Origin of the sequence: Novosphingobium fuchskuhlense (assembly GCF_001519075.1) — a bacterium.
Lineage (GTDB): Bacteria > Pseudomonadota > Alphaproteobacteria > Sphingomonadales > Sphingomonadaceae > Novosphingobium > Novosphingobium fuchskuhlense.
Window position 1 is genome coordinate 641,781 of record NZ_KQ954244.1, and the last position, 22,706, is coordinate 664,486.

The 22,706-nt window shown below is 66.1% G+C and carries 21 protein-coding genes and 1 pseudogene; 5 read left to right on the forward strand and 17 right to left on the reverse strand.

Annotation, left to right across the window (positions count from 1 at the left end):
• Positions 1-26: 26 nt before the first annotated feature.
• From dxs to AQZ52_RS18390, 4 genes are all read right to left on the reverse strand, one after another.
• Positions 27-1,946 carry a 1-deoxy-D-xylulose-5-phosphate synthase gene (gene dxs, locus AQZ52_RS02840; RefSeq protein WP_067906408.1) on the reverse strand — a complete coding sequence of 640 codons (1,920 nt, stop codon included), beginning with the start codon at positions 1,944-1,946 and terminating at the stop codon, positions 27-29.
• Between the two features lie 66 nt (positions 1,947-2,012).
• The gene (locus AQZ52_RS02845; RefSeq protein ID WP_067906409.1) at positions 2,013-2,492 is read right to left on the reverse strand and encodes a Fur family transcriptional regulator; all 480 of its coding nucleotides are present in this window, start codon (positions 2,490-2,492) and stop codon (positions 2,013-2,015) included.
• A gap of 45 nt (positions 2,493-2,537) precedes the next feature.
• Positions 2,538-3,215 carry a peptide-methionine (S)-S-oxide reductase MsrA gene (gene msrA / locus AQZ52_RS02850; protein WP_067906410.1) on the reverse strand — a complete coding sequence of 226 codons (678 nt, stop codon included), beginning with the start codon at positions 3,213-3,215 and terminating at the stop codon, positions 2,538-2,540.
• The gene (locus tag AQZ52_RS18390) at positions 3,212-3,352 is read right to left on the reverse strand and encodes a hypothetical protein (RefSeq protein WP_156424761.1); all 141 of its coding nucleotides are present in this window, start codon (positions 3,350-3,352) and stop codon (positions 3,212-3,214) included. The genes msrA and AQZ52_RS18390 overlap by 4 nt, the downstream gene beginning before the upstream one ends.
• Positions 3,353-3,611: 259 nt before the next feature.
• On the opposite strand from AQZ52_RS18390, the gene AQZ52_RS02855 reads away from it, so the two are divergent.
• Positions 3,612-4,163: a hypothetical protein gene (locus AQZ52_RS02855; protein ID WP_067906411.1), complete on the forward strand. Its 552-nt coding sequence runs from the start codon at positions 3,612-3,614 to the stop codon at positions 4,161-4,163.
• 5 nt (positions 4,164-4,168) lie between these two features.
• On the opposite strand, the gene AQZ52_RS02860 is transcribed toward AQZ52_RS02855, so the two are convergent.
• On the reverse strand, positions 4,169-4,483 hold the full coding sequence (locus AQZ52_RS02860; protein WP_067906412.1) for a hypothetical protein: 315 nt from the start codon (positions 4,481-4,483) through the stop codon (positions 4,169-4,171).
• Between the two features lie 77 nt (positions 4,484-4,560).
• On the reverse strand, positions 4,561-5,736 hold the full coding sequence (locus AQZ52_RS02865; protein ID WP_067906413.1) for an aspartyl/asparaginyl beta-hydroxylase domain-containing protein: 1,176 nt from the start codon (positions 5,734-5,736) through the stop codon (positions 4,561-4,563).
• Positions 5,737-5,815: 79 nt separating this feature from the next.
• Between AQZ52_RS02865 and AQZ52_RS02870 the strand changes: the two genes are divergently transcribed.
• Positions 5,816-6,856 carry a hypothetical protein gene (locus AQZ52_RS02870; protein ID WP_067906414.1) on the forward strand — a complete coding sequence of 347 codons (1,041 nt, stop codon included), beginning with the start codon at positions 5,816-5,818 and terminating at the stop codon, positions 6,854-6,856.
• Here the strand turns inward: AQZ52_RS02870 and AQZ52_RS02875 are convergent.
• The 5 genes from AQZ52_RS02875 to xseA form a co-directional block, all read right to left on the reverse strand.
• The gene (locus tag AQZ52_RS02875) at positions 6,844-8,403 is read right to left on the reverse strand and encodes a sulfotransferase (RefSeq protein WP_169793705.1); all 1,560 of its coding nucleotides are present in this window, start codon (positions 8,401-8,403) and stop codon (positions 6,844-6,846) included. The genes AQZ52_RS02870 and AQZ52_RS02875 overlap by 13 nt on opposite strands.
• Before the next feature lie 112 nt (positions 8,404-8,515).
• Positions 8,516-11,485, reverse strand: a complete 2,970-nt coding sequence (locus AQZ52_RS02880) for a TonB-dependent receptor domain-containing protein (RefSeq protein ID WP_067906416.1) — start codon at positions 11,483-11,485, stop codon at positions 8,516-8,518.
• 356 nt (positions 11,486-11,841) lie between these two features.
• Complete coding sequence (locus AQZ52_RS02885; RefSeq protein ID WP_082697679.1) at positions 11,842-12,789, reverse strand: M23 family metallopeptidase; 948 nt, start codon at positions 12,787-12,789, stop codon at positions 11,842-11,844.
• 23 nt (positions 12,790-12,812) lie between these two features.
• Positions 12,813-13,016 (reverse strand): DUF2093 domain-containing protein, encoded by a 204-nt coding sequence (locus AQZ52_RS02890; protein WP_067909302.1) that lies wholly within the window; start codon positions 13,014-13,016, stop codon positions 12,813-12,815.
• A gap of 43 nt (positions 13,017-13,059) precedes the next feature.
• Positions 13,060-14,532: an exodeoxyribonuclease VII large subunit gene (gene xseA / locus AQZ52_RS02895; protein WP_067906417.1), complete on the reverse strand. Its 1,473-nt coding sequence runs from the start codon at positions 14,530-14,532 to the stop codon at positions 13,060-13,062.
• On the opposite strand from xseA, the pseudogene purD reads away from it, so the two are divergent.
• Together purD and AQZ52_RS02905 are read left to right on the forward strand one after the other, a co-directional pair.
• Positions 14,531-15,820 (forward strand): annotated as a pseudogene (gene purD, locus AQZ52_RS18995) (phosphoribosylamine--glycine ligase); the annotation flags it as partial. The gene xseA and the pseudogene purD sit on opposite strands and share 2 nt — an antisense overlap.
• 1,147 nt (positions 15,821-16,967) lie before the next feature.
• Complete coding sequence (locus AQZ52_RS02905; RefSeq protein ID WP_067906418.1) at positions 16,968-17,594, forward strand: class I SAM-dependent methyltransferase; 627 nt, start codon at positions 16,968-16,970, stop codon at positions 17,592-17,594.
• A gap of 3 nt (positions 17,595-17,597) precedes the next feature.
• Here the strand turns inward: AQZ52_RS02905 and AQZ52_RS02910 are convergent, their stop codons facing one another.
• On the reverse strand, positions 17,598-18,599 hold the full coding sequence (locus AQZ52_RS02910; protein WP_067906419.1) for an adenosine kinase: 1,002 nt from the start codon (positions 18,597-18,599) through the stop codon (positions 17,598-17,600).
• A 126-nt stretch (positions 18,600-18,725) separates the two neighbouring features.
• Between AQZ52_RS02910 and AQZ52_RS02915 the strand changes: the two genes are divergently transcribed.
• Positions 18,726-19,157 carry a hypothetical protein gene (locus AQZ52_RS02915; RefSeq protein ID WP_067906420.1) on the forward strand — a complete coding sequence of 144 codons (432 nt, stop codon included), beginning with the start codon at positions 18,726-18,728 and terminating at the stop codon, positions 19,155-19,157.
• Between the two features lie 3 nt (positions 19,158-19,160).
• Here the strand turns inward: AQZ52_RS02915 and AQZ52_RS02920 are convergent, their stop codons facing one another.
• From AQZ52_RS02920 to AQZ52_RS02940, 5 genes are read right to left on the reverse strand one after another with little or no spacing between them, the layout of a single operon-like run.
• A complete protein-coding gene (locus tag AQZ52_RS02920; RefSeq protein WP_067906421.1) occupies positions 19,161-20,339 on the reverse strand; it encodes a saccharopine dehydrogenase family protein in 1,179 nt (392 codons plus the stop codon).
• 26 nt (positions 20,340-20,365) lie between these two features.
• Positions 20,366-20,920, reverse strand: coding sequence for a dCTP deaminase (gene dcd, locus AQZ52_RS02925; RefSeq protein ID WP_067906422.1), 555 nt, complete (start codon positions 20,918-20,920; stop codon positions 20,366-20,368).
• A gap of 38 nt (positions 20,921-20,958) precedes the next feature.
• Positions 20,959-21,399 (reverse strand): cytidine deaminase, encoded by a 441-nt coding sequence (locus tag AQZ52_RS02930; protein ID WP_067906423.1) that lies wholly within the window; start codon positions 21,397-21,399, stop codon positions 20,959-20,961.
• Entirely contained in the window at positions 21,396-22,094 is a 699-nt protein-coding gene (locus AQZ52_RS02935) for a glycoside hydrolase family 25 protein (RefSeq protein ID WP_082697515.1), read from the reverse strand. The genes AQZ52_RS02930 and AQZ52_RS02935 overlap by 4 nt, the downstream gene beginning before the upstream one ends.
• A 22-nt stretch (positions 22,095-22,116) precedes the next feature.
• On the reverse strand, positions 22,117-22,599 hold the full coding sequence (locus AQZ52_RS02940) for a UPF0262 family protein (protein WP_067906425.1): 483 nt from the start codon (positions 22,597-22,599) through the stop codon (positions 22,117-22,119).
• Positions 22,600-22,706: the final 107 nt, after the last annotated feature.

Below are 22,706 nucleotides of genomic sequence, written 5' to 3' on the forward strand. Positions count from 1 at the left end.
CGGGCGCCCGGCAAACAGTCCGGTCGTCAGGCGCGCGCTTCCTGCACTCCGGCGCTGTTGTGGCGCAAGGCCTTCAGGACCGTATCGACGATCTGGGGGGCATTGAGGCCCGCGGCATCGTACTGCTTATCCGGCGCATCTTGGTCCTGGAACACGTCGGGCAGTCGCAAGGTGCGGATCCGCAGGCCCGCATCGGTCAACCCTTCGTCACTCGCCATCGTCAGCACGTGCGCGCCGAGCCCACCGATCGCGCCTTCCTCCACCGTTACGATCACATCGTGCGATGCCATCAGGCGGCGGATCAGCGCCTCGTCGAGCGGCTTGACAAAACGCAGGTCGGCCACCGTGGTCGAAAGACCCTTGGCATCGAGATGGTCTGCCGCCTTGAGCGCTTCAGCCAGCCGCGTGCCCAGCGAGAGGATGGCAACCTTGCTCCCTTCGCGCACAACGCGGCCCTTGCCGATCTCGAGCCGCTCGGGAACCTCGGGCATTGGTACGCCGACGCCGTTGCCGCGCGGATAGCGGAACGCGATCGGCCCGCTGTCGTGCATCGCTGCGGTGTGGACCATGTGGACCAGTTCGGCTTCATCTGCCGCAGCCATCACGACCATGTTTGGCAACGTGGCGAGATAGGTCACGTCGAACGAACCCGCATGCGTTGCGCCATCGGCGCCGACCAGGCCGGCGCGATCGATTGCGAAGCGCACCGGCAGGTTCTGGATCGCCACATCGTGGACGACCTGATCATAAGCGCGTTGCAGGAACGTCGAATAGATCGCGCAGAAAGGCCGCATACCTTGCGCGGCCAGGCCTGCGGCAAACGTGACGGCGTGTTGCTCGGCAATGCCGACATCGAAATGTCTCTCTGAATACGCCTTGGCGAACTTGTCGAGACCCGTGCCCGAAGGCATCGCAGCCGTGATCGCGCAGATCGTGGCATCGCGCGCCGCTTCGGCCATGAGCGCCTGGGCGAACACAGCTGTGTAGCTCGGCGGTCCTGCCGCGCTCTTGGCCTGCTCGCCGGTGATCACGTCGAACTTCTGGACGCCGTGATACTTGTCCGCCGCGTTCTCGGCCGGAGCATAGCCCTTGCCCTTCTGTGTCACCACATGGACGAGGCACGGCCCTTCGGCCGCATCGCGCACGTTCTCCAGCACCGGGATCAGCTGATCAAGGTTGTGCCCGTCGATAGGCCCGACGTAATAGAAGCCGAGCTCCTCGAACAAGGTGCCGCCCATCGCCATGCCGCGCGCGAATTCGTCGGTCTTGCGCGCCGCCTTGTGCAGCGGCTCGGGCAGGCGGCGCGAGATCGCCTTGAACATCTCGCGCAGTTCAAGGAACGGCCGGGAGGACACGAGCCGCGCCAGATAGGCCGAGAGCCCGCCGACCGGGGGCGCGATTGACATGTCGTTATCGTTCAGGATGACGACGAGGCGGTTCCCGGCCTCGGCCGCGTTGTTCATCGCCTCATAGGCCATGCCCGCGCTCATCGCACCGTCACCGATCACCGCGATGGCCTTGCCCGGCTGGTTGGCCAACTTGTTTGCCACGGCAAAGCCAAGCGCCGCCGAGATCGAGGTGGAGGAATGCGCCGTGCCGAACGGATCGTATTCGCTCTCGCTGCGCTTGGTGAAGCCGGACAGCCCGCCGCCTTGGCGCAGGGTGCGCATGCGGCTGCGCCGGCCGGTGAGGATCTTGTGCGGATAGGCCTGGTGGCCGACGTCCCAGATCAGCCGGTCGCGCGGGGTTTCAAACACGTAATGGATCGCGGTCGTCAGCTCGACCACGCCAAGCCCTGAACCGAGGTGACCGCCGGTCTGCCCGACGGTGGCGATCATTTCATCGCGCAGTTCATCCGCGAGCTGGCGGAGTTGCGAAGGCTGGAGCTTGCGAAGGTCGTCAGGCGTATCGACCGTATCGAGCAGCGGCGTAACCGGTTTGGACATTAAGGTGTCTTACACCCTTGTAATGGCTGTGTCGAACCCGTCTTGCTCAGAAAGTGATGCAGACGATCAGGTGGCGCTAGCCCCCAAACCACAGGCATCGCAGCAACCGCGGATTTCCACCACCGGGCGCACAGCGGCAAATCCGGCCCGGTGCGCCGCATCGCGCAGCGCGCCGGTCAGGCTGTCGTCGTCGAGATGAGTCGCCTCACCGCAGATGTCGCAGATCAGGAAGATGCAGTCGTGGTGGCAGCCGGGATGCGTGTTCGCGACATAGGCGTTTGCGCTTTCGACCCGCCGCGCAAGATTGGTGCGCACGAACAGATCGAGGATTCGGTATACGCTGTTGGCCGCCACCCGCTTGCCCCGACGCACACCTACGCTTTCGGCAATGTCGTAGGCCGACGCGGGCTTTTCGTGCGCCGCCAGCGCTTCGAAGACGTCGCTGCGCATATCGGTCCATTGCTCGCCGGCAGCCTGAAGCGCCCCGCGTGCAGCATCCACCAGCATGTCGCCGGCGAAATCGTGATGGTTGTGTTGGCCCGACATAGCCCGGGAAATACGCCGCCTTGCGCGCTAGCGCAAATCCGCGTGTCAGCCGCGCGTAAAATCGGGTTTCCACAGCCCCGGGAACACCCGCTTCAGGGCAGCCACCTTGGGCACGTCCCAATAGCGGATATAGGGATGGTCAGGGTTCTTCAGCGCGAAGTCCTGATGATAGCCTTCTGCCGGAAAGAAGCCGTGATCGGGTTCCACTGCCGTGACGATCGGGCGCTTCCAGAGGCCCGCCTTCCCGAGCTGGGCCAGATATCCGGTCGTTACCCGAGCCTGTTCGGGGCTGAGCGGCACGATCGCGCCGCGATACTGCGGGCCGGTATCGGGACCTTGCCGATTGAGCTGGGTGGGATCGGCTGCCACCGAAAAATACACCTGCAGCAATTGGTCAAAGCGCACCACCGCTGGATCATAGGTGATCCGCACAGCTTCGGCGTGGCCCGTCGTGCCGGTGCTGACGGTCTCATACCGCGCATCGGCCTTGCGGCCGCCCTCGAAGCCCGACACGACACTGGTCACTCCCTTCACATGGCTGAACACCGCCTCCATGCCCCAAAAGCATCCACCTGCAAGAACAGCGGTCTTGAGCCCCTTGCCCTCGCGGGCCTTCACCAGAGCTTCCGGGGCGGCAACCACAGACTCGGCCTGTGCCGGCTGGAAACAGGCCGCCACGAGTGCGGCGCCGAGCGCGGCGACAAAAAACCGGGCGCGGCTCATCGTACGGTCTCAACCGCAGGAACCGAAGCGGATGCGGCCTGCGCCGGCTGCACTCCATAGGTGAGCGCCATGGCCGCCGAGCCGAGCACAAAGCCCAAAGCCAGCGAGCGAACCAGATCCTTGCCGAAAAGCGTCATTCCACACCGTCCAATCTAGTGTCGCATCAGCGGGACCGCTTGATCGGCCAAAGCCCGACCGCGTGGTTTCCGGCCCAGTTGTGAAGATGGGCACAGAGTTGTCACGGAGCCGTCCGCTGGTGGAGGGCAGATGGTTACGGACCCGCAAAATACAAGGTACGATCCGCTGCGCAGCGACGGGCCGAAGCGTGGCTCGATTGACCTTCCAGGTCCAGCGCGCGAAGAAGGCCGCGCAGATGCCCAAGGAGAGGAATATCCCATGTTGCGCCCCACGCCGAGCCTCCTTGCCCCAATAGCCACGGCGCTGGTCCTCGCGCTCGCCGCCGCCCCGCTGGCGAGCAAGGAAACGTCCGCCATACCGAAGGATCTGCCGCCCGTGTTCGAGGCAGTGGTCAATTGCCGCACTCTCACTTCAGATAGCGAAAGGCTTGCCTGCTACGACCGGAGCGTCGCCGCACTTGCCGCCGCGCGCGACAAGGCAGACATCGTCGTCGCCGACCGCGCGACAATCCGTGAGACCAAGAAGGGCCTCTTCGGCTTCACCTTGCCCAAGCTCAAGCTCTTCGGCGCCGCCGAGAACGACGGCGACGACGTAAAGGAAATCGAAAGCACCATCACCGCGGTGCGCCGCACCGCCGATGGCCTAGCTATCTTCACACTGGCCGATGGCGCCCGCTGGAAGCAGACCGATGGCGGCGCTACCTTTGCCAAGCCCGGCATCGGCATCCGCATCAAGCGCGGCACGCTGGGCAGCTACCTCGCCTCGATCGACAAGGGCGCGTTCATCCGGGTCGTGCGCCTCGCGCAATAGGCGCCCTACTCGTGGCCGTTTATCAACTTCGGCGTCATTCTGTCGACCGTGTCGCGTGCATTCTGATTGCCCTCGAGAAACTCTTTTTCCCACTGGGCGTTAGTGTGGCAGGTCAATGTCCGCTTGATCAGCGAACCGGTTTCTTCGAAGCGCTTGCATCGAATATAGTTCGGATCCTTTTTATCGCGTCCCAAATTGAACGCCCGGATCTCCGATTGCGTCATCACGGTGGGATCTTTGTCGAACGCCGGAATAACTGTCGCAGGGGCCTCAGGACTCGTCGCGACGACAGCAAGAGCAAACAAGAATGACGCAGGCATGCGCAGTGATCCTCTGGCGATTAGGGGCTAGGTGTATCTAACTGGCCGCCGACCAGCCCGCAAGGCGGGGAAACGTGCTAACCGAGGGCAGCATCGTTTGCCGCGAAGTACGCAGAAATGGCCGCGCATTCACGCTCGGTAAGATGCGGATTCCACGTGTCGATGATCAGGACCGCGCGCCGGGCGTCGCTGTCGTTCCACGCTTCGTGCTCTATCGTGTCATCGAAAGCAAAGGCCTTGCCCTCCACCCACTCACGCATCTCTCCGCCTACCCGGAATCCGCAGCCTGGCGGCACGTCGAGCGCAAGGTGGACAATCGCGCGGGTATTGGTGACACCGGTGTGTGCCGGGATGCGGCTGTGCGGCTGCAAAATCGAGAAGAACGCATTCGGCGCGCGGCCCGGAATCCGTGCGAGCGACAGGTTTTGCAGAACCCGGGCGGTGTGCGGGCATCGTTCAACAACGGCCGCGTTGGGCACGCCATATTCCCATAGAAAGCAGGCCGACCAATCGAGCGAGCCATCGAGCGCGGTCCACTTGTTGTCCGGGCTGCCCGCCTCCATCCGCACATAGGGCCGGATCGCCTCGCCAGGTTCGGCCAGCAGCGCATCGAGTTCGGCCCGGATTGCCGCGGCCTCTGCTTCCAGCGCCGCGAACCAGGGGAAGTGGCGACGGTCGAAGAATTCATCGGCAGGCAGGAACGGATAGTGCAGCCCGGCGCACTCGTTCACGTAGATACGTCGCTGTCCCAGCGCTGCCGAGGCAAAGGCGTCGATCCGGCGCCGCTCGGTCTCGTCACGCAAATCGGCATCAGTCGCGAGCGCAGCGCGCGTGGCCGCTGCAATCCGCGCACGCAAGGCAGCGCAATAGCCCTCACCGGCAGAAAGCTCGGCGCGGACCGGGTCGGGCAGGCCAGGAAAGTGCTGCGCCAGTTGCAGCACCCCGTCCCACGCAAGCAGAGCCTTGGTCTCGTCGCCTTCGCGCTGGAGCAGTTGAGCCATGCGCAGCTGTGCCGTGAAGTCCAGCCGGTCGAGATCGAGCGCCCGCTCCAGCGCTCCGCGCTCGCCCGCGCTGTCGCCACCCATCCGGCAGGCGAGCGCCAGATTGATCCACAGCGACAACGCCTGCGGGTCAGCCTCTGCCGCCTCGCGCGCCGCCTGGATCGCGGCGGGCGCATCGCCGGCCCTGAGCGCAGCCATGGCACGGGCATTGGCGGCCTGGGCCCGGGCGCGATCGATCGGAGCTGGTGTCATCGCCGCCAGTGTCTACAGCGCCGCGCGCGTCAGGCAAGCGGCGTTGCAGGAGCGAGGCGTGCGCCCTAAGGCTGGCGGCATGGCTTCAAGGTCGTTCCAACTTGGTGATGCCGAATGGCTCGCTCACAGGCTGGTCGAAGGCACGGACGCGGTCCGCTTCGCCCACGTGCCCCGCGCGGCGCATGAAGGCATGGCCTTCCTGACCGACGAGAGCTTTGCCGCGCACTTTGGCGCCATGCCTGACCAGGTCGATGTGCCGGCTGTCGAGCTGCTCGCCGGAATGCCGCGGCGTCCTCTTGGCCTGCTGCTCCATTCCGCTTTCTGCGGCTCCACGCTGCTGACCCGCGCCCTGGCGGCACCCGGTGTGGCGATGGGACTGTCAGAACCGGTGATCCTCAACGACGTCGTCGGCATGCGTACCCGCGGCGCGGCGCCAGCAGCCGTTGCCCGTGCGGCAGACCTTGCGCTGCGCCTGCTTGCGCGACCCTTCGCGCAGGGCGAGGGTGTGGTGATCAAGCCCTCCAACCTGCTCAATCCCTTTGCCGAACTGCTGCTCGCGCTCGCACCCGAAGCGCGCGCGCTGTTCCTCTACGCGCCGCTCAAGACCTTTCTCGTTTCGGTTGTCCGTAAGGGGCTGCCCTGCCGGTTGTGGGTGCGCGAGCTATTGGAAGGCTATCTCAAGGCCGGTATCGTGGCGCCGCTTGGCATCACCCCCGAAGACGTGTTTCGCCAGACCGACCTGCAGGTTGCCGCAACGGGTTGGCTGGCACAACACCGCCTCTTCGCACTGCTTGCCGCCAAAGTGGGACCGGAGCGGCTTCGCACCCTGACCTCCGAGCAGCTTACCAGCGACCCCGCACGCGCGATTGCCGCATCCGCCGGGCATTATGGCCTCGCGCTTGAACCCTCGACCGTTGCGCGAATCGCGGCCGGGCCAGCCTTCACGCGCCATTCCAAATCCGGTGAGGCGTTCACGCCTACCCAGCGCCGCGCCGAATATGCTGCTGCCCACGCGGCACATGCCGAGGAGATCAATCTGGTGCATCGCTGGGCGCTAGACGTGGCGGAGCAGGCCGGCATCGCGATGGATGCCCCCAACCCACTGCTTCAGCCCGCGTAACCCAGTTTCTCGATCCACGGCTGGAGGATCGGCAGGACCGGCTCGAGGTATTCTGCATAAGGCTCCCACTGCCGCGTTCCATCGTAAAGCCCCCGCCGGACCTGTTTTGCACTGGCGGTCGAGACGCCCCGCGTGCGCGCCGTGCGGTCGAAGCGGCGAAGTGCCTCGGTCCACTCCAGCCCAACGAACCGGCAGATCGCCTGCGTCGTCGCATCGAAGTCCTGTACCATGCGATGGTAGGGCACTTCGTGCAGAGCCAGCGGCAACCGCGCGAGCGCAACTTCGGTAAGCTGCATTAGCGCGTCGTAGTGCCGCGCTGCGCCTTCCAGCGTGGTGAAGTCCATCGCCGCATTGCTGAGCGCGAAACTGGTGCGAAAGCAGCTCCACACCACATCGCGCGGATCGCGGCGGACCAGCAGTACCTTGGCTGATGGAAACAGCCGGGCGATCAGAGGCAAGCGAATCGTCTTCAGCGGATCCATGTCGATCAGCGCCAAGCTCGCCGGGTCGCGGCCGAGGACCTGCCCTGCGCGCTGCCAGTACGCGGAGCGGTATGACGCAAGCGCTGCCTCATCGAGCCCGGCGAACCTTGCCAGCCCGCCCGGTTCGGCCAGAAAGGCTATGTCCGCCTCTCGCAGCGTCGGCATTTCCTCGATCGCGGCGGTGCCCGGCAACGAAGCCAGCACGTTCTCCAGCAGCGTGTTGCCACTGCGCGGATAGCCCAGCACGAACACATGCGGCGGCGCGGTGGAAGTGGTGGGCGCTAGCCAGCCGGAGACGTCCATCGTCGCCAACGGCGTCGTCACACCGGCAATGAAATCACGGTGCGACTGCCGACCAGCAAACGTCCCAGCGTGGATCGCGGCGAAATCCTGCTTGGCCTTCGCATATGCGGCAAAGGCGGCGCCAAAGTCGCGCAGGCGGCCGCAGGCATCGCCCAGCGTATGCAGCAGTTCCATCCGCTCCGGCGAAGGGGCCGTGAGGCGGGCGAGCGCCGGTTCGACAAGATCGCGAGCCGCCTGCGCGTCACCCGCTTCGAGCTCGATGGCGGCAAGCGCCGCGACCGCCCCGGTGTGGCCGGGCTCGGCGGCAAGTGCTGCTAGGGCGTGCCGGCGGCCGATTTCCTCTTCGCCATCGCGCGCGGCAATCGCGGCTAGCCCCGCATGGGCCGCCGCATGGGCCGGTGCCCGTGCCAGAACCTCTGCATAGCAGCGTCGCGCCTCGTCCATCACGCCGCCCGCCGCCATGACACAGGCGCGCTCGAACCAGGCCTCCGGGTAGCCGGGCGCCACAGCAAGCGCGGCATCACAGCTGAGCGCCGCATCGCGCAGCCGACCCGCAGCGCGATGAAGCCCCGCAAGGCCAATCATGGCTTCCACGTCGCGCGGGTTCAGCTGCAGCGCCCGCTCGAACAGGGCACCTGCCCCGGCGTGATCCCCGGCAAGCGCGCGGTGCCAGCCGAGCGTGGTGCAATCCTGCGCCGTGCCGCGCCCGGCAGCGAGCGCTGCGGCAGCGGCTTGTGCGGCGGTCTCGAGGTCCTCGGCCATGCCAGGTGCCATCACCTGCGCCGTGCCTCAGGTCAACCGCTGCGGACGCGGCAGGTAAAAAAGGGGCGGGCATTGCTGCCCGCCCCCCTGTTTGGTGCCTGATCGGTAAGGATCAGAACTTGACGCGAGCACCGATCGCGAAGCGACGACCCAGCGCGTCGTACGACGACGGGAAGGTGTTGCCGCTGTTGTACGCGGTCGAACCGATGGTGTTGCCCACGATCGGCGGCTTCGTGTTGAACAGGTTCTGCACCGTGAAGGTCAAGGTGAACTGCTCGACATTGAAGCGGGTCGTCACGTCGAGGTAGTCGAACGAGTCGATCTTGCCGAAGTTGACCGCCTGGCCGCTGAGCGCGCCGCTGTCCGCCGGGATCGTGCCGTTGAAGGCACGCGTCGTGCAGGGCTCGACCGCGTTGCAGGGTTCCTGCTTCGCGCTCGACTGATGGCGCCACAGCAGCGACAGGTCCATCGCCTTGAAGCTGAAGGTGTTCTGCACCGACCAGGTGCGACGCGGCTGGATCGAGCCGGTGAACGAGCAGTTCACCGAGTAGTAGCCGACGCACTCGCGATCGAAGCCGCTCGGGGTGGCCTTGAACTTCGAGTGGAAGGTGAAGTTCGCCACGGCGTTGAGGGTCCACTTCACCGCGCCGATCGGACGCTGGTAGTTGAGGATCACGTCGACACCGTCGGTGAACAGCTTGCCCTGGTTGGTCAGGCCACCGAACAGACCCTTGGTCGTTGCGGGGCTGCCGTCCAGACCGCCGGTCGAGGGATCGCGACGGATGATCGTGCAAGCCGGATCCGTGGCGCTCGCCGCCGTGAGGTTGCCGAAGCAGGCGGAGATAAGGTCGGCAGGCAGCGGGGTACCGATCTGGTCGGTCACCTTGATGTTGTAGTAGTCAACCGAAGCCGAGAAGCCGGGCAGGAACGACAGGCCCTGAACGACGGCGCCGACGGTGTAGGTCGTTGCCTTTTCCGGGTTCAGGTTGAGGTTGCCACCGGTGGTGATGTTGGCCTGGGCCGCTGTCGGATCCTGGATCTGGCCGATCGAGTTCGCCGGAGCGCCCTGAGCAAGGCAGACAGCCTTGAGGACATCGCTCTTGAGCGGCTTGTCGCCCGAGCACGGATCCTGGCCAAGGTTGGTCAGGCCGGTGGTGTTGGGCGTGAACAGTTCGGCGATGTTGGGTGCACGAACCGCGCGCGAGTAGTTGCCACGCAGCTTGAGCTGATCCACCGGCTCCCAGCTGCCGCCAACCTTGTAGGTCCAGGTCTCGGTCTTCTTGCCGCCCTGCACGCTGTACTTCGAGTAGCGCACGCCGCCTTCGACGGTCAGGCTCTTGAAGAAGGGCTTGTCCGAAACGAGCGGCGCCACGAGTTCGCCGTAGCTTTCCCACACGCTGTAGGCGCCGTTGATGTCGGGAGCAGCACCGCCCGCGCCACCAAGCTCGCCCGGAGTCTTCGAAAGGGTGTCAGAAATCTGGACCGCCTTGTACTTGCGGTATTCCGCACCAGCCGCAAAGCCAACCGGCTCGCTCGCAGTCGGAACGGTGAAGCCGAAATCACCCGAAAGCAGGCCGCGAACCTGCAGCAGCGAGGTATTGTTCGCTGTGGTCGAAGGCGACAGCGTGTAGGCAGCCTGCTGCGGCGTGATCGAGCCGGCAGGACCGAACAGGTTGATCGGCACGCAGCCATCGTTCTGGCTGAGGCACTCAGTCCGGCTGGTCGCGAGCAGTGCATCCTGAACACGCGACTTGAGCACGTACCCGGTGATGGTCTGCAGGCGGTCGCTCTCGCCGTAGCTGGCGCGAACGTCCCAGTTCACCGTCTTCGTCAGCGCGCCGCGGAAGCCGAGCGAGTAGTCGAACACATTGGTGGTGAACTGCGAATTGCGAGTGCCGGTTTCGACGAAACGACGGCGCACCACCGTGTTGAAGGTGCGGTAGTTCGGATCCGTCGGATCGGTCGCGGCGCGGGCAGCAACGCACTGGGCATCGGTCAAGCCGTTGGCGGCGCAGAACTGGCTGGCAGCGCCGTCGGGCAGGTAGGGGTTGCTGAACGGGATCGTCATGCGCTCGGCGAACAGACCCGAAGGCGCGATGATGGTCTTGACGGTGTTCTTCGAGAACAGGCCGCGGGTATAGACTTCAACCGCATCCGAGAGCTGGTAGTTCGCCTGGGCGAAGATGTTGAAGCGCTGGAACGGCGTCTGGAAGATGTTGTAGGGGTTGAAGTTGAAGGCGTTGAAACCGCCGGTCGTCTTCAGGAAGCCCGTGGTCGGATCGATCTGGCGGTTGCCGCCGTTGATCGAGAAACGCGACGGAGCCGTGGTGCCCGAACCGCCAGCCGTGCCCGAGAAGCTGTCGAGCTGGATGTTGGAGAAGTCGCGCGCGCCCTGATAGACGGCGTTCGACTTCTGGTAGCCGAGGCTCAGCACGGCGTTGCCGCGGCCGTCGTCGAAGTTGACGCCGGTGGTCACGTCGGCGCGGAAGTAGTTGCCGTCACCCTGCTCGGTGAGCTGGTCCGAAACGGCGAGATCGACGCCGGCAAAGTCCTTCTTGGTGACGAAGTTGACAACGCCGGTGATGGCGTCCGCACCATAGGTGGTCACGGCCGCACCGGTCAGCGAGTCGACGCGGCTGATCAGGGCGAGCGGGATGTTGTTGAGGTCGACGCGGCCCTGAAGGTCGGCCGGGACGATGCGCTGGCCGTCGAGCAGGACGATGTTGCGGTTCGAACCGAGGCCGCGAAGGTCGACGTAAGACGAACCGCCGTTGCCGTTGTTCACCGCCGAACCGATGTTCGGCACGATGCCGGGCACCTGGCGCAGAACTTCTTCCGCGGTGTTCGACTGCTTGAGCGCGATCTGGTCAGCCGTCGTCACGTTGACGGGCGTGGCCTGCACCAGATTCGGGTTGCGGATGAGGCTGCCGGTAACGACGATCGCGGTGGGTTCGTTGGTCTCGGTCGCGGCGTCAGCCTGCGGAGCCGCCTGCTGCGCGAACGCGGGGGCGGAAACGAGCGCGAGCGCGACAGCGAAAGGCGCGGCACCGGCCTTCAGCACGGTGTTCTTGTTGGTCTTCACGTGTCCAGTCCCTTCAATGGGCGACCTCGATCCCCAAGGCCGCCGGAAGAAGTCCCTCGATCTGGAATGCCTCTCTCCCGGTCTGCGCCGGGCGCGACAGAAAGCATTCGATCTATGAGGAACGGTGGGGCTTACTGGTAGATTTCGCTGTGCTCTTGGAAGGAAGTTCTTAGGGCAGGCCGCAAATCGTCCCCACCATGTGGCGAGATTGCAACACCCTGTCGGCAGTCCGCAACGCCCGGAAAACCCGGCGTTCAACAGCGCAATGCTTAAAAATTACCTCCGGATCGGTGTCAGGATAATTTTTTGCGTCCGTGGCTGACTTTGGAGAAAGAAACGTACGCTTAGCGGTAAAATCAACGTTCTGGGTTTGCGAACAACCGCGGATCGAGGCGGCGGCCTCGCCAGGTCATTGCCCAGTGCAAGTGCGGCCCCGTCGCGCGGCCGGTCATCCCGACATGCCCAAGGAGCTGACCCTGCGCGACAGTGTCACCCTCGCGCACCACCAGATCGGAGCAATGGAGGAAAGCCGACGTCAGTCCCATGCCGTGATCGAGGATCAGCAGATGCCCTTCGAGTGTGAAGGGCGCGTCGCCTGCGGCCAGTGTCACCACGCCGTCGGCCGGTGCGCGGATTTCGGCGCCTGCGGGGGCGGCAAGGTCGATGCCGGCATGGTAGGCACCCGGCTCTCCGCGATAAATCCGCTGCGAGCCGAACTCGCCCGAGATGCGACCCGCCGCTGGCCAGATCATGCCCTGCCGCCAGCCACCGGCAGTGCTGCCGAGCCGGCGCGCTGCGCCGATGCGGGCAAGTTCCGCCGCGCGCCGCGCCTGAAACTCGGCGTCGGGCAGCTTGCCGGGCCGCTTGGCCACATTAATCGATTCGATCCGCCAGCTGCGCGGCGCGATGGCGAGCTCCGTGGAAAGCGTAAAGCCGTCAGACGCCGTGACCGCCAAGGCAAGACTTGCAGGCGCGTCGCGATCGAACGCGGCGAAAAATGTGCCGTCTGACGCTAGCGGCAGCGGTGTTCCGCCCAGCGTCACCGCGCGCGTTCCGTCAGGGGCCTGACCGCGGAGCCAGCCACCCTGTGTCAGGCGGCCACGGTACTGTAAACCGCCGACCGAAACGCTCGTAGGCGCCGCGGATGGTATCGGCGCGGGGGCCGGTGCAGGCAGCGCCTGAGGCGCGTGCTGGGACTTGGCGACGGGCAGCGCGGAGACCGCGGGGGCCTGGCTTGCACCGCAGGCACCGAGCACCGCCAGCGTTGCCAACGCGCCGCGTAAAACCGCGCCAGCCGGTGACATCACGGCGGTTGCGCGCCTGCGCTTCATTCCTCGCCGAGAAGACGGCGCGTCGCGATTTCGGCACTCGCGTAGGCTTCCTGCCGCTCCACGCTCCAGTAGCGCAGCATATCAAGCCCGATCCGCGCCCCGCTCACCGCGCAAAGCACGTGATCGCCCGCGCCGGTCTGGCGGAAGTGGCTGGGCAGGTAATGGAGACGCGCAAGGCGATTGGCAGGGTTCATCAGCATGACGCGCAATCTACTGCGTACAGCGGCTCAACGCAATTTGCTCTCACAGAAGTTTGGGCTGGGCATCGCCGGAGGCGGGCGGGCGCGGTCTGGCAACAGGCCTTGCAGGAGCGGGGGAGGGCGCGGGCCCCGGCACAACATCGAGCACGCCGTCGACGAATTTCAGCTGAAGCAGCGCCTGCGCAGTCGCCGCCTCTCGCGATCGGACAAGTGCGCCATCTGCACCCTTGACCAGCACATACCCCCGCGCGAGGGGCGCTTCGGGATCGAGCGACCGGCGCAGCCGGTCGAGGCCCGCGACCGCGCTGCGCGCAGCCTCGATTCGCTGCAGAACCAGCGCCGATCGCAGCCGCTGGGCCGCCAGCGCACTGCGCGCCTGCTGCAACCGGGCTGCAAGCACAGCGGGTCGCAGGCCGGCAGCGCGCTGTGCGAGCTGCGTTGCGGCAAGGCCGGTACGGTGCGCCAGACCGCGCCGCAACCGGTCAGCGAGGTCATCGAGCCGCTGCGTCTGGGCATCGAGCAGCATCTGCGGCTCAGGCAATCGCCATGCGCGCTGCTCCAGCCGTTCGCGGGAAAGGCCAAGCAGGCGCACCACCGCGCGCTGCTGCCGGGCATGGAGATCCGCCAGCCCAGCGATCAACTCCCCCCGCACCGGTACCGCCATCTCGGCTGCGGCTGTCGGGGTTGGCGCGCGGACATCGGCAGCGAAATCAGCGAGCGTTGTGTCCGTCTCGTGCCCCACCGCGCTGATCGTCGGGATCGATGAGGCGGCTATGGCCCGCACCACGTCCTCGTCGTTGAAGCACCACAAGTCCTCTATCGATCCGCCACCACGCGCGACGATGACGAGATCGGGGCGGGGGACCATGCCGCCGGGCTCGATGGCGGAAAAGCCGCGCACTGCCGCCGCGATCTGCGCTGCCGCGCCCTGGCCCTGCACGAGCACCGGCCAGACGACGACATGGGTCGGAAACCGGTCGCGCAGCCGGTGGAGGATATCGCGGATCACCGCGCCGGTGGGCGACGTCACGACGCCGATCACGCGCGGCAGATAGGGCAGGGGGCGCTTGCGCGCGAGAGCGAAAAGGCCTTCCGCCTCTAGCCGCGCCTTGGTCTTCGCCAACAGCGCAAGCAGCGCGCCTTCGCCGGCGATTTCCATCCGCTCGATCACGATCTGGTAGTTCGAACGGCCGGGATAGGTCGTCAACTTGCCTGTCGCGATCACCTCGACTCCATCTTCAGGCACGAAGCCCAGCCGCTGCGCCCCGCCGCGCCACATCACCCCGTCAAGCCGCGCGTTTTCGTCCTTGAGGCTGAGGTAGAGGTGCCCGGATGCCGCGCGCTTCACGCCCGAAAGCTCGCCGCGCACGCGCACGAAACCGAAGCGGTCCTCGACCGTCCGCTTGAGCAGCGCGGAAATCTCGCTGATCGAAAGCGCCGGGGCGTTGTCGCCTGCGGTCTGGACCGCTAACAGCCCGGCATCTGCATCATCACGGTAAGGCGGCGTCTCTGGCATGAATATCCTGCTCATCGGCTCGGGCGGACGCGAACATGCGCTGGCGTGGAAGCTGGCGCAATCGCCGCGTTGCACCACGTTGTGGGCTTCTCCGGGCAACCCGGGCATTGCCGAGGTGATCGATGAGCTGGACACACGTCGCAGCGGCGAGGTTCCCGGCGCCTGCGTGGCGATGGACATCACCGACCACGCCGCCATCGCCGCGTTCTGCGCCGCCCATGCCATCGATCTCGTCGTGATCGGCCCCGAGGCCCCGCTGGTCGATGGCCTTGCCGATTCGCTCCGCGCTGCCGGCATCGCCGTGTTCGGGCCCAGCAAGGCGGCAGCGCAACTCGAAGGATCCAAGGGCTTTACCAAGGACCTCTGCGCCCGCGCCGCCATCCCGACGGCAGGCTATGTCCGGGCGAAGAGCGCAGCCGAGGCCCATGCCGCGCTTGCCCGTTTTTCCATCCCGGTCGTGATCAAGGCCGATGGCCTTGCCGCCGGCAAGGGCGTGGTCATCGCCCAGACCGCAGAGGAAGCCACCGCTACGGTGGATGACATGTTCGGCGGCGCGTTTGGCGGGGCCGGCGCCGAGGTGGTCATCGAGGAGTTCCTCGAGGGCGAGGAAGTCAGCCTGTTCGTGCTGACCGACGGCAAGACGATGATGACATTCGGCTCGGCGCAGGATCACAAGCGCGTCGGCGATGGCAACACCGGCCCAAACACCGGCGGCATGGGTGCCTATAGCCCGACCCCGGTCCTTACGCCGGAGGACGAGGCCGCGACGCTCGAGCGGATTATCGCACCAACGGTAACGACCATGGCAGCCGAAGGCATGCCCTATTCGGGCGTGCTGTTCGCCGGGCTCATGCTCACTGCCGAAGGCCCCAAGCTGATCGAGTACAACTGCCGCTTCGGCGATCCCGAATGCCAGGTGCTGATGGCGCGGCTCGAAAGCGATCTGGTCGACATTCTCGACGGATGCGCGCGCGGCAAGCTGGCAGAAGTCGCGCCGCCGCGCTTTGCCGACGGTTTCGCGATGACCGTGGTTGTGGCCGCAAAGGGTTACCCGGCCGCGCCGGCAAAGGGCGGGCGGATCACGCGCATCGCCGAAGCCGAGGCCCACGGCGTCCGGGTGTTCCACGCCGGCACCACACGCGATGCGGAGGGCCATCTTGTCGCATCGGGCGGCCGCGTGCTCAACATCACCGCCTGCGAGCCAACGCTCGTCAAGGCGCGCCACCGCGCCTACCGCGCGCTCTACGAGATCCGCTATGCCGACGGTTTCTGGCGCAGCGATATCGGCGCAGCAGGTGGTGCGCGGCTGATGCAGGCCGCGCGCGAACGCGAGCGGAACAGCCGCCCCGGAACCGCGACCGAAGTCTTCCGCCAGCGCGGCGCCCGCCGCCTGGTGATGTTTCACTGCGATCACTTCGAACCCTGGCGCAACAAGCCGCGCACGATCGGCCCCGAGAACGCCGAGCTGATCGCGCGCTTTGCCGAGGTGACAGAGGCGCTGCCCCATGCCCGGAAGCTGACCCTGTTTTATCGACCCCACGTCAAGCCGATCGACGCGCCGCGCAAGGGCGGGCAGTTCGTGGAAGGCGATCCCCTGGGCTTCGTCCCGCTGCGACCGGTCGATCTGGACATCACGACGCCCGCGATCCGCAGGCTGGTCAGCGCGGGGCACGAAATCCAGCTACACATCCATCACGAGCGCGTGACGCGCAACACGCGCTATGCCCCTCACACGAAATGGGCAGATCACGTCGAGACCTGCGGCGATACAGCAGATTCGGCGCGCTATGAACTTCTCGTGCGGCTCAGCGTGGAAGCCGCGCGTGCCGAAACCGGGCTCCCGTTCAACCAGTGGCTGCACGTCCATGGCAATTGGGCCCTCGCCGCCTCCGATCCGCGGGTGTGCAACGTGCGCGACGAGCTGGCGATCCTGCATCGCCACGGCTGTGCGGGGGATTTCACCTTCCTCGGCGAGCCCCACGACGTGTTCTGCCTGCCGGGCTACGATTCGCCCACACTGATCCGTCCTGTCGTGGGCGAGAAGGCCTACGACCTGCCCGAGGCCGACCCGGTTCCCGCCTGGGGTGCCGGTTTGGAGGGAGCGGCCGAGCGCCTGTTCATCTGGTCCACCGCTGAAGGCCGCGAGGCGCATTCGCTGGACTATACGAGCATGCCGGTCCTGCTGCGCCGCGAGGATCCCGCGGCGTGGGCCGCCGAATTGGCAAGCAAGGCGGTGCTGCTTGGCGATACGCTCTATGTCGGCACCTACGCCCACTCGATGAGCGCGGCGCACGGAAGCCATGAGGACATGGTTTTCCCGCACGAGCAGCCGCAAGTCCGCAAGATGCTGGAAACGCTGATCGAGGGTGCCGAACGGGCAGGTCTGACCGTGATGCTGCGAACCGCAAGTGAAGTGCGCGAGGAGATTCTGGCCGGTGCATAAGTCCGAGATCGCGGCCTTCGAGGCCGAAGCCCGCACATTCCTCGCCGAGCGCCTTGCAGCCATGGGCCCGGACGAAGGCGGCCTGGCCAATTTCTACCTGCGCAAACTGGAAACCGGCCGCATCTTCAGCCGCTACGACCGGGAGCTGATTGCCCTGCTGGAAGGCGAGGCGCGGGTGGTCCATGCCGGTATCGGGATAGGCCAGCTGAGCGCGGCGCTTGCGCTGCAAGGCAGCGAAGTGCTCGGTTTCGAAGGCGACCTGCGCCGCCACGCGGCGGCCGAGGCGCTGCGTCTGCGCCTCGCGCCCGATGCGCGCTACAGCATTGCCTTCGCGCGGTTTCCCGACGGGCTCGATCCGGCCTACGATCCGTCCGGCGCGACGCTGCTCTTCACCAACGTGGCGGCCACCTGGCCGGATGAGACCTACGAAGCGATGTTCGCGATGATGCACCGCTTCCGCCGCACCATCCTCGATCTCGCCCGCTTCGGCGATGCTCGGCAGGAACCTGCCGAGCAGGCCGAGCTCGCCGAGCGGATCGCGGCGAAAGGCCTTGCCCTGACCCCGCTGAACTTCGTGGCCGAGAAGACGGCCTTCATGGAAATCCGCCGCGCCGCGTGACGGTCAGGCAAGGCGCTCTGCGGTGAGGGCGGCCAGATCGGCTTCCGGACGCGCGCCATAGTGCGAGATCACTTCGGCCGCGCAGATCGCACCGAGCCGCAAGCAATCGGCCAGGCCCTTGCCGCGCACATGGCCGAACAGGAAGCCCGCTGCGAAGAGATCGCCCGCGCCGGTCGTATCGACCACCCGCTCGACCGGTTCGGCCGGAACGGCAACGTGTTCGCCGTGCGCAACCGCATGCGCCCCGTGCTCGCTGCGGGTAACGACCAGAACAGGCACCTTCGGCGCCAGCTGGGCAATGCCCGCGTGGAAATCGTCCTCGCCGGTCAGCGCGGCAAGTTCATGTTCGTTGGCAAACAGGATGTCGATTTCGCCCGCATCGATCAGGGCGCGGAAATCATCGCCGTGACGCGCGATCACGAAAGCGTCCGACAACGTGAACGCCACCTGCCGACCAGCAGCACGGGCAGCCGCAATGGCACGGCGCATGGCATTGCGCGGCTCCTCCGGATCCCACAGATAGCCCTCGAGGTAGAGGACCGCAGCGTCTGCAATCGTGCTGTCATCGAGCGCGGAGGCGGGCAGAAACTGCGATGCGCCGAGATAGGTGTTCATCGTTCGCTGCCCGTCGGGCGTCACGAAGATCAGGCAGCGCGCCGTCGCGGGGTCCTCGCCGCGCGCTGGTGTGTCGAAGGCAATGCCGCCCGCACGGATGTCATGCGCAAAGACTTCGCCGAGCTGATCATCCGCCACCTGGCCAATGAAGGCGCACTTCGCGCCGAGCGCCGCGAGACCGGCCAGCGTGTTCGCCGCAGACCCGCCGGAAATCTCGCGCGCCGGCCCCATCGCCTCGTAAAGTTCGTGAGCGCGCGCGGTATCGATCAGGGTCATCCCGCCCTTGGCGAGGCCGAGCTCCACGACGTCCTCCTCGGCCGCAGGTGCCATCACGTCGACGATCGCATTGCCGATGGCGATCACATCGAAGCGGGCAGGGGCAGGGCTCATAGGGACACTCCAGCTCAGGGAAGACACTTGGCGCGGCCTAGCGGGGGCGGCGGCCCGGTGCAATGCTGCGTTGCAGCGTACCACGAAACGTTGACACCGCGCGGTGCAGCGGCGATTCACGCCGCCATGAATGTGCGTCACCTGCTTGCCCTGCCCGCGCTGCTGGCCCTTGCCGCGTGCGGCGGCAGCTCCGATGCGGTGCGCCCGCTGCCGCCACCGCCCGCACCCAAGGGGATCCATCCGGCACCCCCTGCCGTCATCCAGACGCAGCGCCCCAAGGCCCATCTGCAAGTGCTGCCCGGACTTGAAGGCGTGATCGGCGCAGATGCCGATGCGCTCACGCGGCAATTCGGCACCCCGCGGCTGGACGTGCGGGAAGGCGATTCGCGCAAGCTGCAATGGAGCGGCGTGGCTTGCGTGCTCGATGCCTATCTCTATCCGCCAGACGGCGGCGGCCGTCCCACCGCGACGTATGTCGATGCGCGACGCGGCGATGGCCGCGATGTCGATCGGGCGGCGTGCGTGGCAGCGCTACGACAATCGCCGCAGCGCCGCTGAGCCTTACCCTTCCACGGCGAAGGCGATCTCCGCGTGCGCGCGCAGACGCTCGACCAGCGCCTCGCCCAGCAGCGCGCCCGGCGTCGCGATTGCTCCTTCCGCCTCGCATGAGAGGAGCGCAATGCCGGTCTCGGCCAGCATGCGGCTGGTCGAGCCATAGCCCGGATCATACCGGCCCTTGACGCCATAACGGATCTCGCGCCCATCAGGCATCTCGCCGATGAACAGCACGTCGTAGTGCCCGTTCTGCCGTTCTTCCGCGCTCGGGCCCTCGCCGGGCTTGGGATCGTTCGGCCCGCCGATCATCGGCGTCCTGGCGACGTGCTCGGCAATTGCCTGGCCCTGCTCGCCCGGCCCGGTCAGCACCATCTCGTCATAGACGAAGTCCGCGCCATAGGGATGTCCGCGCAGAAAATTGGTGCGGTGGACGTTCTTGGTGTTGATCACCGCCATGATGAACGGAGCGGCCCAGCTGCCGGTGGCGTCATCAAGGAACGGCTTGTCGCCCGCCGGCTGCTCCGGCCCCTCGAAGCCTGGTGTGAGACCGAACGGACTGGTCATGATCGGGATCAGCGAAGGGTTCGCCCCCAAAGCCTTGAGCGTGGCGCCGAGGCTCGCCGCCGTGCCGCCCGAGAAACCGCCCTGCATCGCCCGCACGCGGCACTTCACGCGCGGTGCCGGGACACCGAAACGCGCCTTGGCTTCCTGCTGGAGCATGAACACGCCAAGATCGAACGGAATCGAATCGAAGCCCGAGGAAAACGCCACGCGCGCCCCGGTTTCCTTCGCCTGCTCGTGCAGGGCATCGACCATCTGGCGCATCCACACCGGCTCGCCGCAGAGGTCGGCATAGTCCGTACCCGCCGCGACGCACGCGCGCAGCACCGGCTCGCCATAGAGCTGGTAGGGGCCGACGGTCGTCACCACCACGCGGGTCTGTTCCGCCATCGCAGCAAGGCTGGCGGGATCGGACGAATCGGCGACCACCAGCGGCGTATCAGCCGGCGCGCCGATCAGATCGCGCACTTCCGCCAGCTTTTCGACGCTGCGCCCGGCCATCGCCCAGCGCGGACCATCCTTGCCATAATGATGCGCCAGATACTCCGCCACCAGCCGGCCGGTGTATCCGGTCGCGCCGTAAACGATCAGATCGAATGGCCGTTCGGCCTTGCTCGTTGCCATCATTCTCTCCCGTCAAATCGTTGTTTTCAGAGCCTCGGCAGGGTCACCCCGCGCTGGCCCATGTACTTGCCCGCGCGGTCCGCATAGCTCACCTCACAGGGCTCGTTCCCCTGCAGAAACAGGAACTGGCACGCGCCTTCATTGGCATAGATCTTCGCCGGCAGCGGCGTGGTGTTGGAAAACTCCAGCGTCACATGGCCTTCCCAGCCCGGCTCCAGCGGCGTGACGTTCACGATGATCCCGCAGCGCGCGTAGGTCGACTTGCCGAGGCAGATCACCAGCACGTCGCGCGGCACACGGAAGTATTCGACCGTCCGGGCCAGCGCGAAGGAATTGGGCGGGATCACGCAGACGTCGGTCTTTCGATCGACGAACGAGTTGGAATCGAAATCCTTGGGATCCACCACCGACGAATCGATGTTGGTAAAGATCTTGAATTCATCCGCCACCCGCGCGTCATAGCCATAGGAGGAGAGGCCGTAGGAAATGCAGCCCTCGCGCCGCTGACTCTCGACAAACGGCTCGATCATGCCGTGTTCCATGGCCTGCGTGCGGATCCACTTGTCGGAAAGAATGGCCAAGGCGGCGCTCCGGTATGCTGGAAAGGGAAGGAAGAGGTTCAGGCCAGATTGGCCGGTCCGAACGCGTGCGGCAAGAGGGCGGAGAGCGGCATTCGGGTCAGGCCCCTTTCGGAAGCCCCGATGATCTCGGGATCGCTGCCGCCGAGCGCTGCGAGTTCATGCAGCATCTGCCGGCAGCGTCCGCAGGGCATGACCGGCTCGGCACCCGGCATCACCACACCTGCCGCATCGGGCCGCCCGCCCACGATGACCACTGCAACCAGTCCGCCACGCCGGCCCTCGGTCATTGCGCGGACGACGGCATTGGCCTCGGCGCACAGCGAGAGCCCGTAGCTGGCGTTCTCGACATTGGCCGCCGGAACCACCGCGCCATCATCGAACAGCAGCACCGCGCCGACATGGAAACCGGAATAGGGCGCATAGGCACCTCGCGCCGCCCCCATCGCCGCTGCGACAAGTTCGTCAATCTCGGCGCTCATCGATGCACCGCCACCCAGCGCACCGGGCCCGCCAGACCCGCGATGCGCAGCCGCGATGTCGCGGTCCACATCACCCACGGCCGCCCGGTGTAGCTCGGGTCCAGAAAGTCTCCCGCGACCCAGAGATTGCGGTCGATCCGTGCGGCAAGGTGATAGTGCGCCTCGAACGTACGCGAAATCATCAGGATGGCCGGGCGTTCGGTGTGCTTCTCGATCTGGTTGAGAAACGTCGTGAGCTCGCTCTGCATCGCCGCCTCGCCCGGCGGCTCGGGGCACGAGCGCGAATCGAGATCAAGCGCTACGGCCGGGGGGAGCAGCGCATCATCGCGCGGCACCACGGTGACGAAGTTTGCCGCCTGCGCATCGGCGGGTGCACACAAGTCGTACACGTGAACCGCCCCGAGCTGCAAACCTGCCTTGCGCGCGGCCGCAAGGCCCGAATCGAACGCTTCATCGCGCCGTCCGGCCCCCTCGCTGGCGCTGAGATAGACAAAATCGGCTCCGTGCGCCTTGAGCATGGACCAATCGGCTGCACCGTCATGCGCATCGAGCCAGGCCCCCTGCACCGGAAAGCGATTGCGATCGGGTTCCCACCGCCGCGATTCCCACCAGACGAACGCTGCTGCTCCCGCGATGAGCAGGACAGCCCACAGGATCCACACGCGCCGCCGCGCCGGCTTTCCGGGCTTGCTCACGATGGGTTCTCTCGTCTGTTGATCATCCCCTGATATGCAGGACGCAGATCAGGGTGAACAGTCGACGGGCTGTGGCAAAATCGGTCTCAATCTTGCCTTCCAGCCGCTCGAGCAGCATTTCCGCCGCTTCGTTATGGACTCCGCGGCGGGCCATGTCGATCGTCTCGATCTCCTGCGCAGTCGCGCGGCGGATCGCTTGATAGTACGAATCACAAATCGCGAAGTAGTCGCGGACCGGGCGGCGGAACCGGCCAAGCCCGAGCACGATCGTTTCGAGCGGACTTCCGTCTTCCGTCGAAATCGCCAGGGCAAGCCGACCATCGTCGACTGAAAGCCGCAGACGGTAAGGCCCATTATGGCCGGCCGCAGCCGCACGCAGCGGGCGGAAGGTGTTTTCCTCGATCAGATCGAAGATCGCGATTCGGCGTTCCTGCTCGATATCGGCATTGCGCCACACGATCGTCGCCTCATCGAGCTCGATATGCGAGATGCGCGGGTCGGCCATGGTGGCCAGTGTCTTGCAGACGGATTCAACGCGGGCAAGCCATTTGCGAGAGGAATCCGCGCTCTTTCCCTATCCCTCCCCGCTATCCACAGGCGGTGTGGCATCTG

What these genes read in the sequence shown, in the direction of transcription:
- AQZ52_RS02845 (WP_067906409.1), bottom strand. Translation starts at nt 2,492, where the DNA reads ATGTCGGGCCAACACAACCATCACGATTTCGCCGGCGACATGCTGGTG.
- AQZ52_RS02890 (WP_067909302.1), bottom strand. Translation starts at nt 13,016, where the DNA reads ATGCTGATGAACCCTGCCAATCGCCTTGCGCGTCTCCATTACCTGCCC.
- dxs (WP_067906408.1), bottom strand. Translation starts at nt 1,946, where the DNA reads ATGTCCAAACCGGTTACGCCGCTGCTCGATACGGTCGATACGCCTGAC.
- AQZ52_RS02940 (WP_067906425.1), bottom strand. Translation starts at nt 22,599, where the DNA reads ATGGCCGACCCGCGCATCTCGCATATCGAGCTCGATGAGGCGACGATC.
- AQZ52_RS02920 (WP_067906421.1), bottom strand. Translation starts at nt 20,339, where the DNA reads ATGGCAACGAGCAAGGCCGAACGGCCATTCGATCTGATCGTTTACGGC.
- AQZ52_RS02915 (WP_067906420.1), top strand. Translation starts at nt 18,726, where the DNA reads ATGAATGTGCGTCACCTGCTTGCCCTGCCCGCGCTGCTGGCCCTTGCC.
- AQZ52_RS02930 (WP_067906423.1), bottom strand. Translation starts at nt 21,399, where the DNA reads ATGAGCGCCGAGATTGACGAACTTGTCGCAGCGGCGATGGGGGCGGCG.
- AQZ52_RS02865 (WP_067906413.1), bottom strand. Translation starts at nt 5,736, where the DNA reads ATGACACCAGCTCCGATCGATCGCGCCCGGGCCCAGGCCGCCAATGCC.
- msrA (WP_067906410.1), bottom strand. Translation starts at nt 3,215, where the DNA reads ATGAGCCGCGCCCGGTTTTTTGTCGCCGCGCTCGGCGCCGCACTCGTG.
- AQZ52_RS02870 (WP_067906414.1), top strand. Translation starts at nt 5,816, where the DNA reads ATGGCTTCAAGGTCGTTCCAACTTGGTGATGCCGAATGGCTCGCTCAC.
- xseA (WP_067906417.1), bottom strand. Translation starts at nt 14,532, where the DNA reads ATGCCAGAGACGCCGCCTTACCGTGATGATGCAGATGCCGGGCTGTTA.
- AQZ52_RS02885 (WP_082697679.1), bottom strand. Translation starts at nt 12,789, where the DNA reads ATGTCACCGGCTGGCGCGGTTTTACGCGGCGCGTTGGCAACGCTGGCG.
- AQZ52_RS02860 (WP_067906412.1), bottom strand. Translation starts at nt 4,483, where the DNA reads ATGCCTGCGTCATTCTTGTTTGCTCTTGCTGTCGTCGCGACGAGTCCT.
- AQZ52_RS02875 (WP_169793705.1), bottom strand. Translation starts at nt 8,403, where the DNA reads ATGGCCGAGGACCTCGAGACCGCCGCACAAGCCGCTGCCGCAGCGCTC.
- AQZ52_RS02910 (WP_067906419.1), bottom strand. Translation starts at nt 18,599, where the DNA reads ATGAGCCCTGCCCCTGCCCGCTTCGATGTGATCGCCATCGGCAATGCG.
- AQZ52_RS18390 (WP_156424761.1), bottom strand. Translation starts at nt 3,352, where the DNA reads ATGACGCTTTTCGGCAAGGATCTGGTTCGCTCGCTGGCTTTGGGCTTT.
- AQZ52_RS02855 (WP_067906411.1), top strand. Translation starts at nt 3,612, where the DNA reads ATGTTGCGCCCCACGCCGAGCCTCCTTGCCCCAATAGCCACGGCGCTG.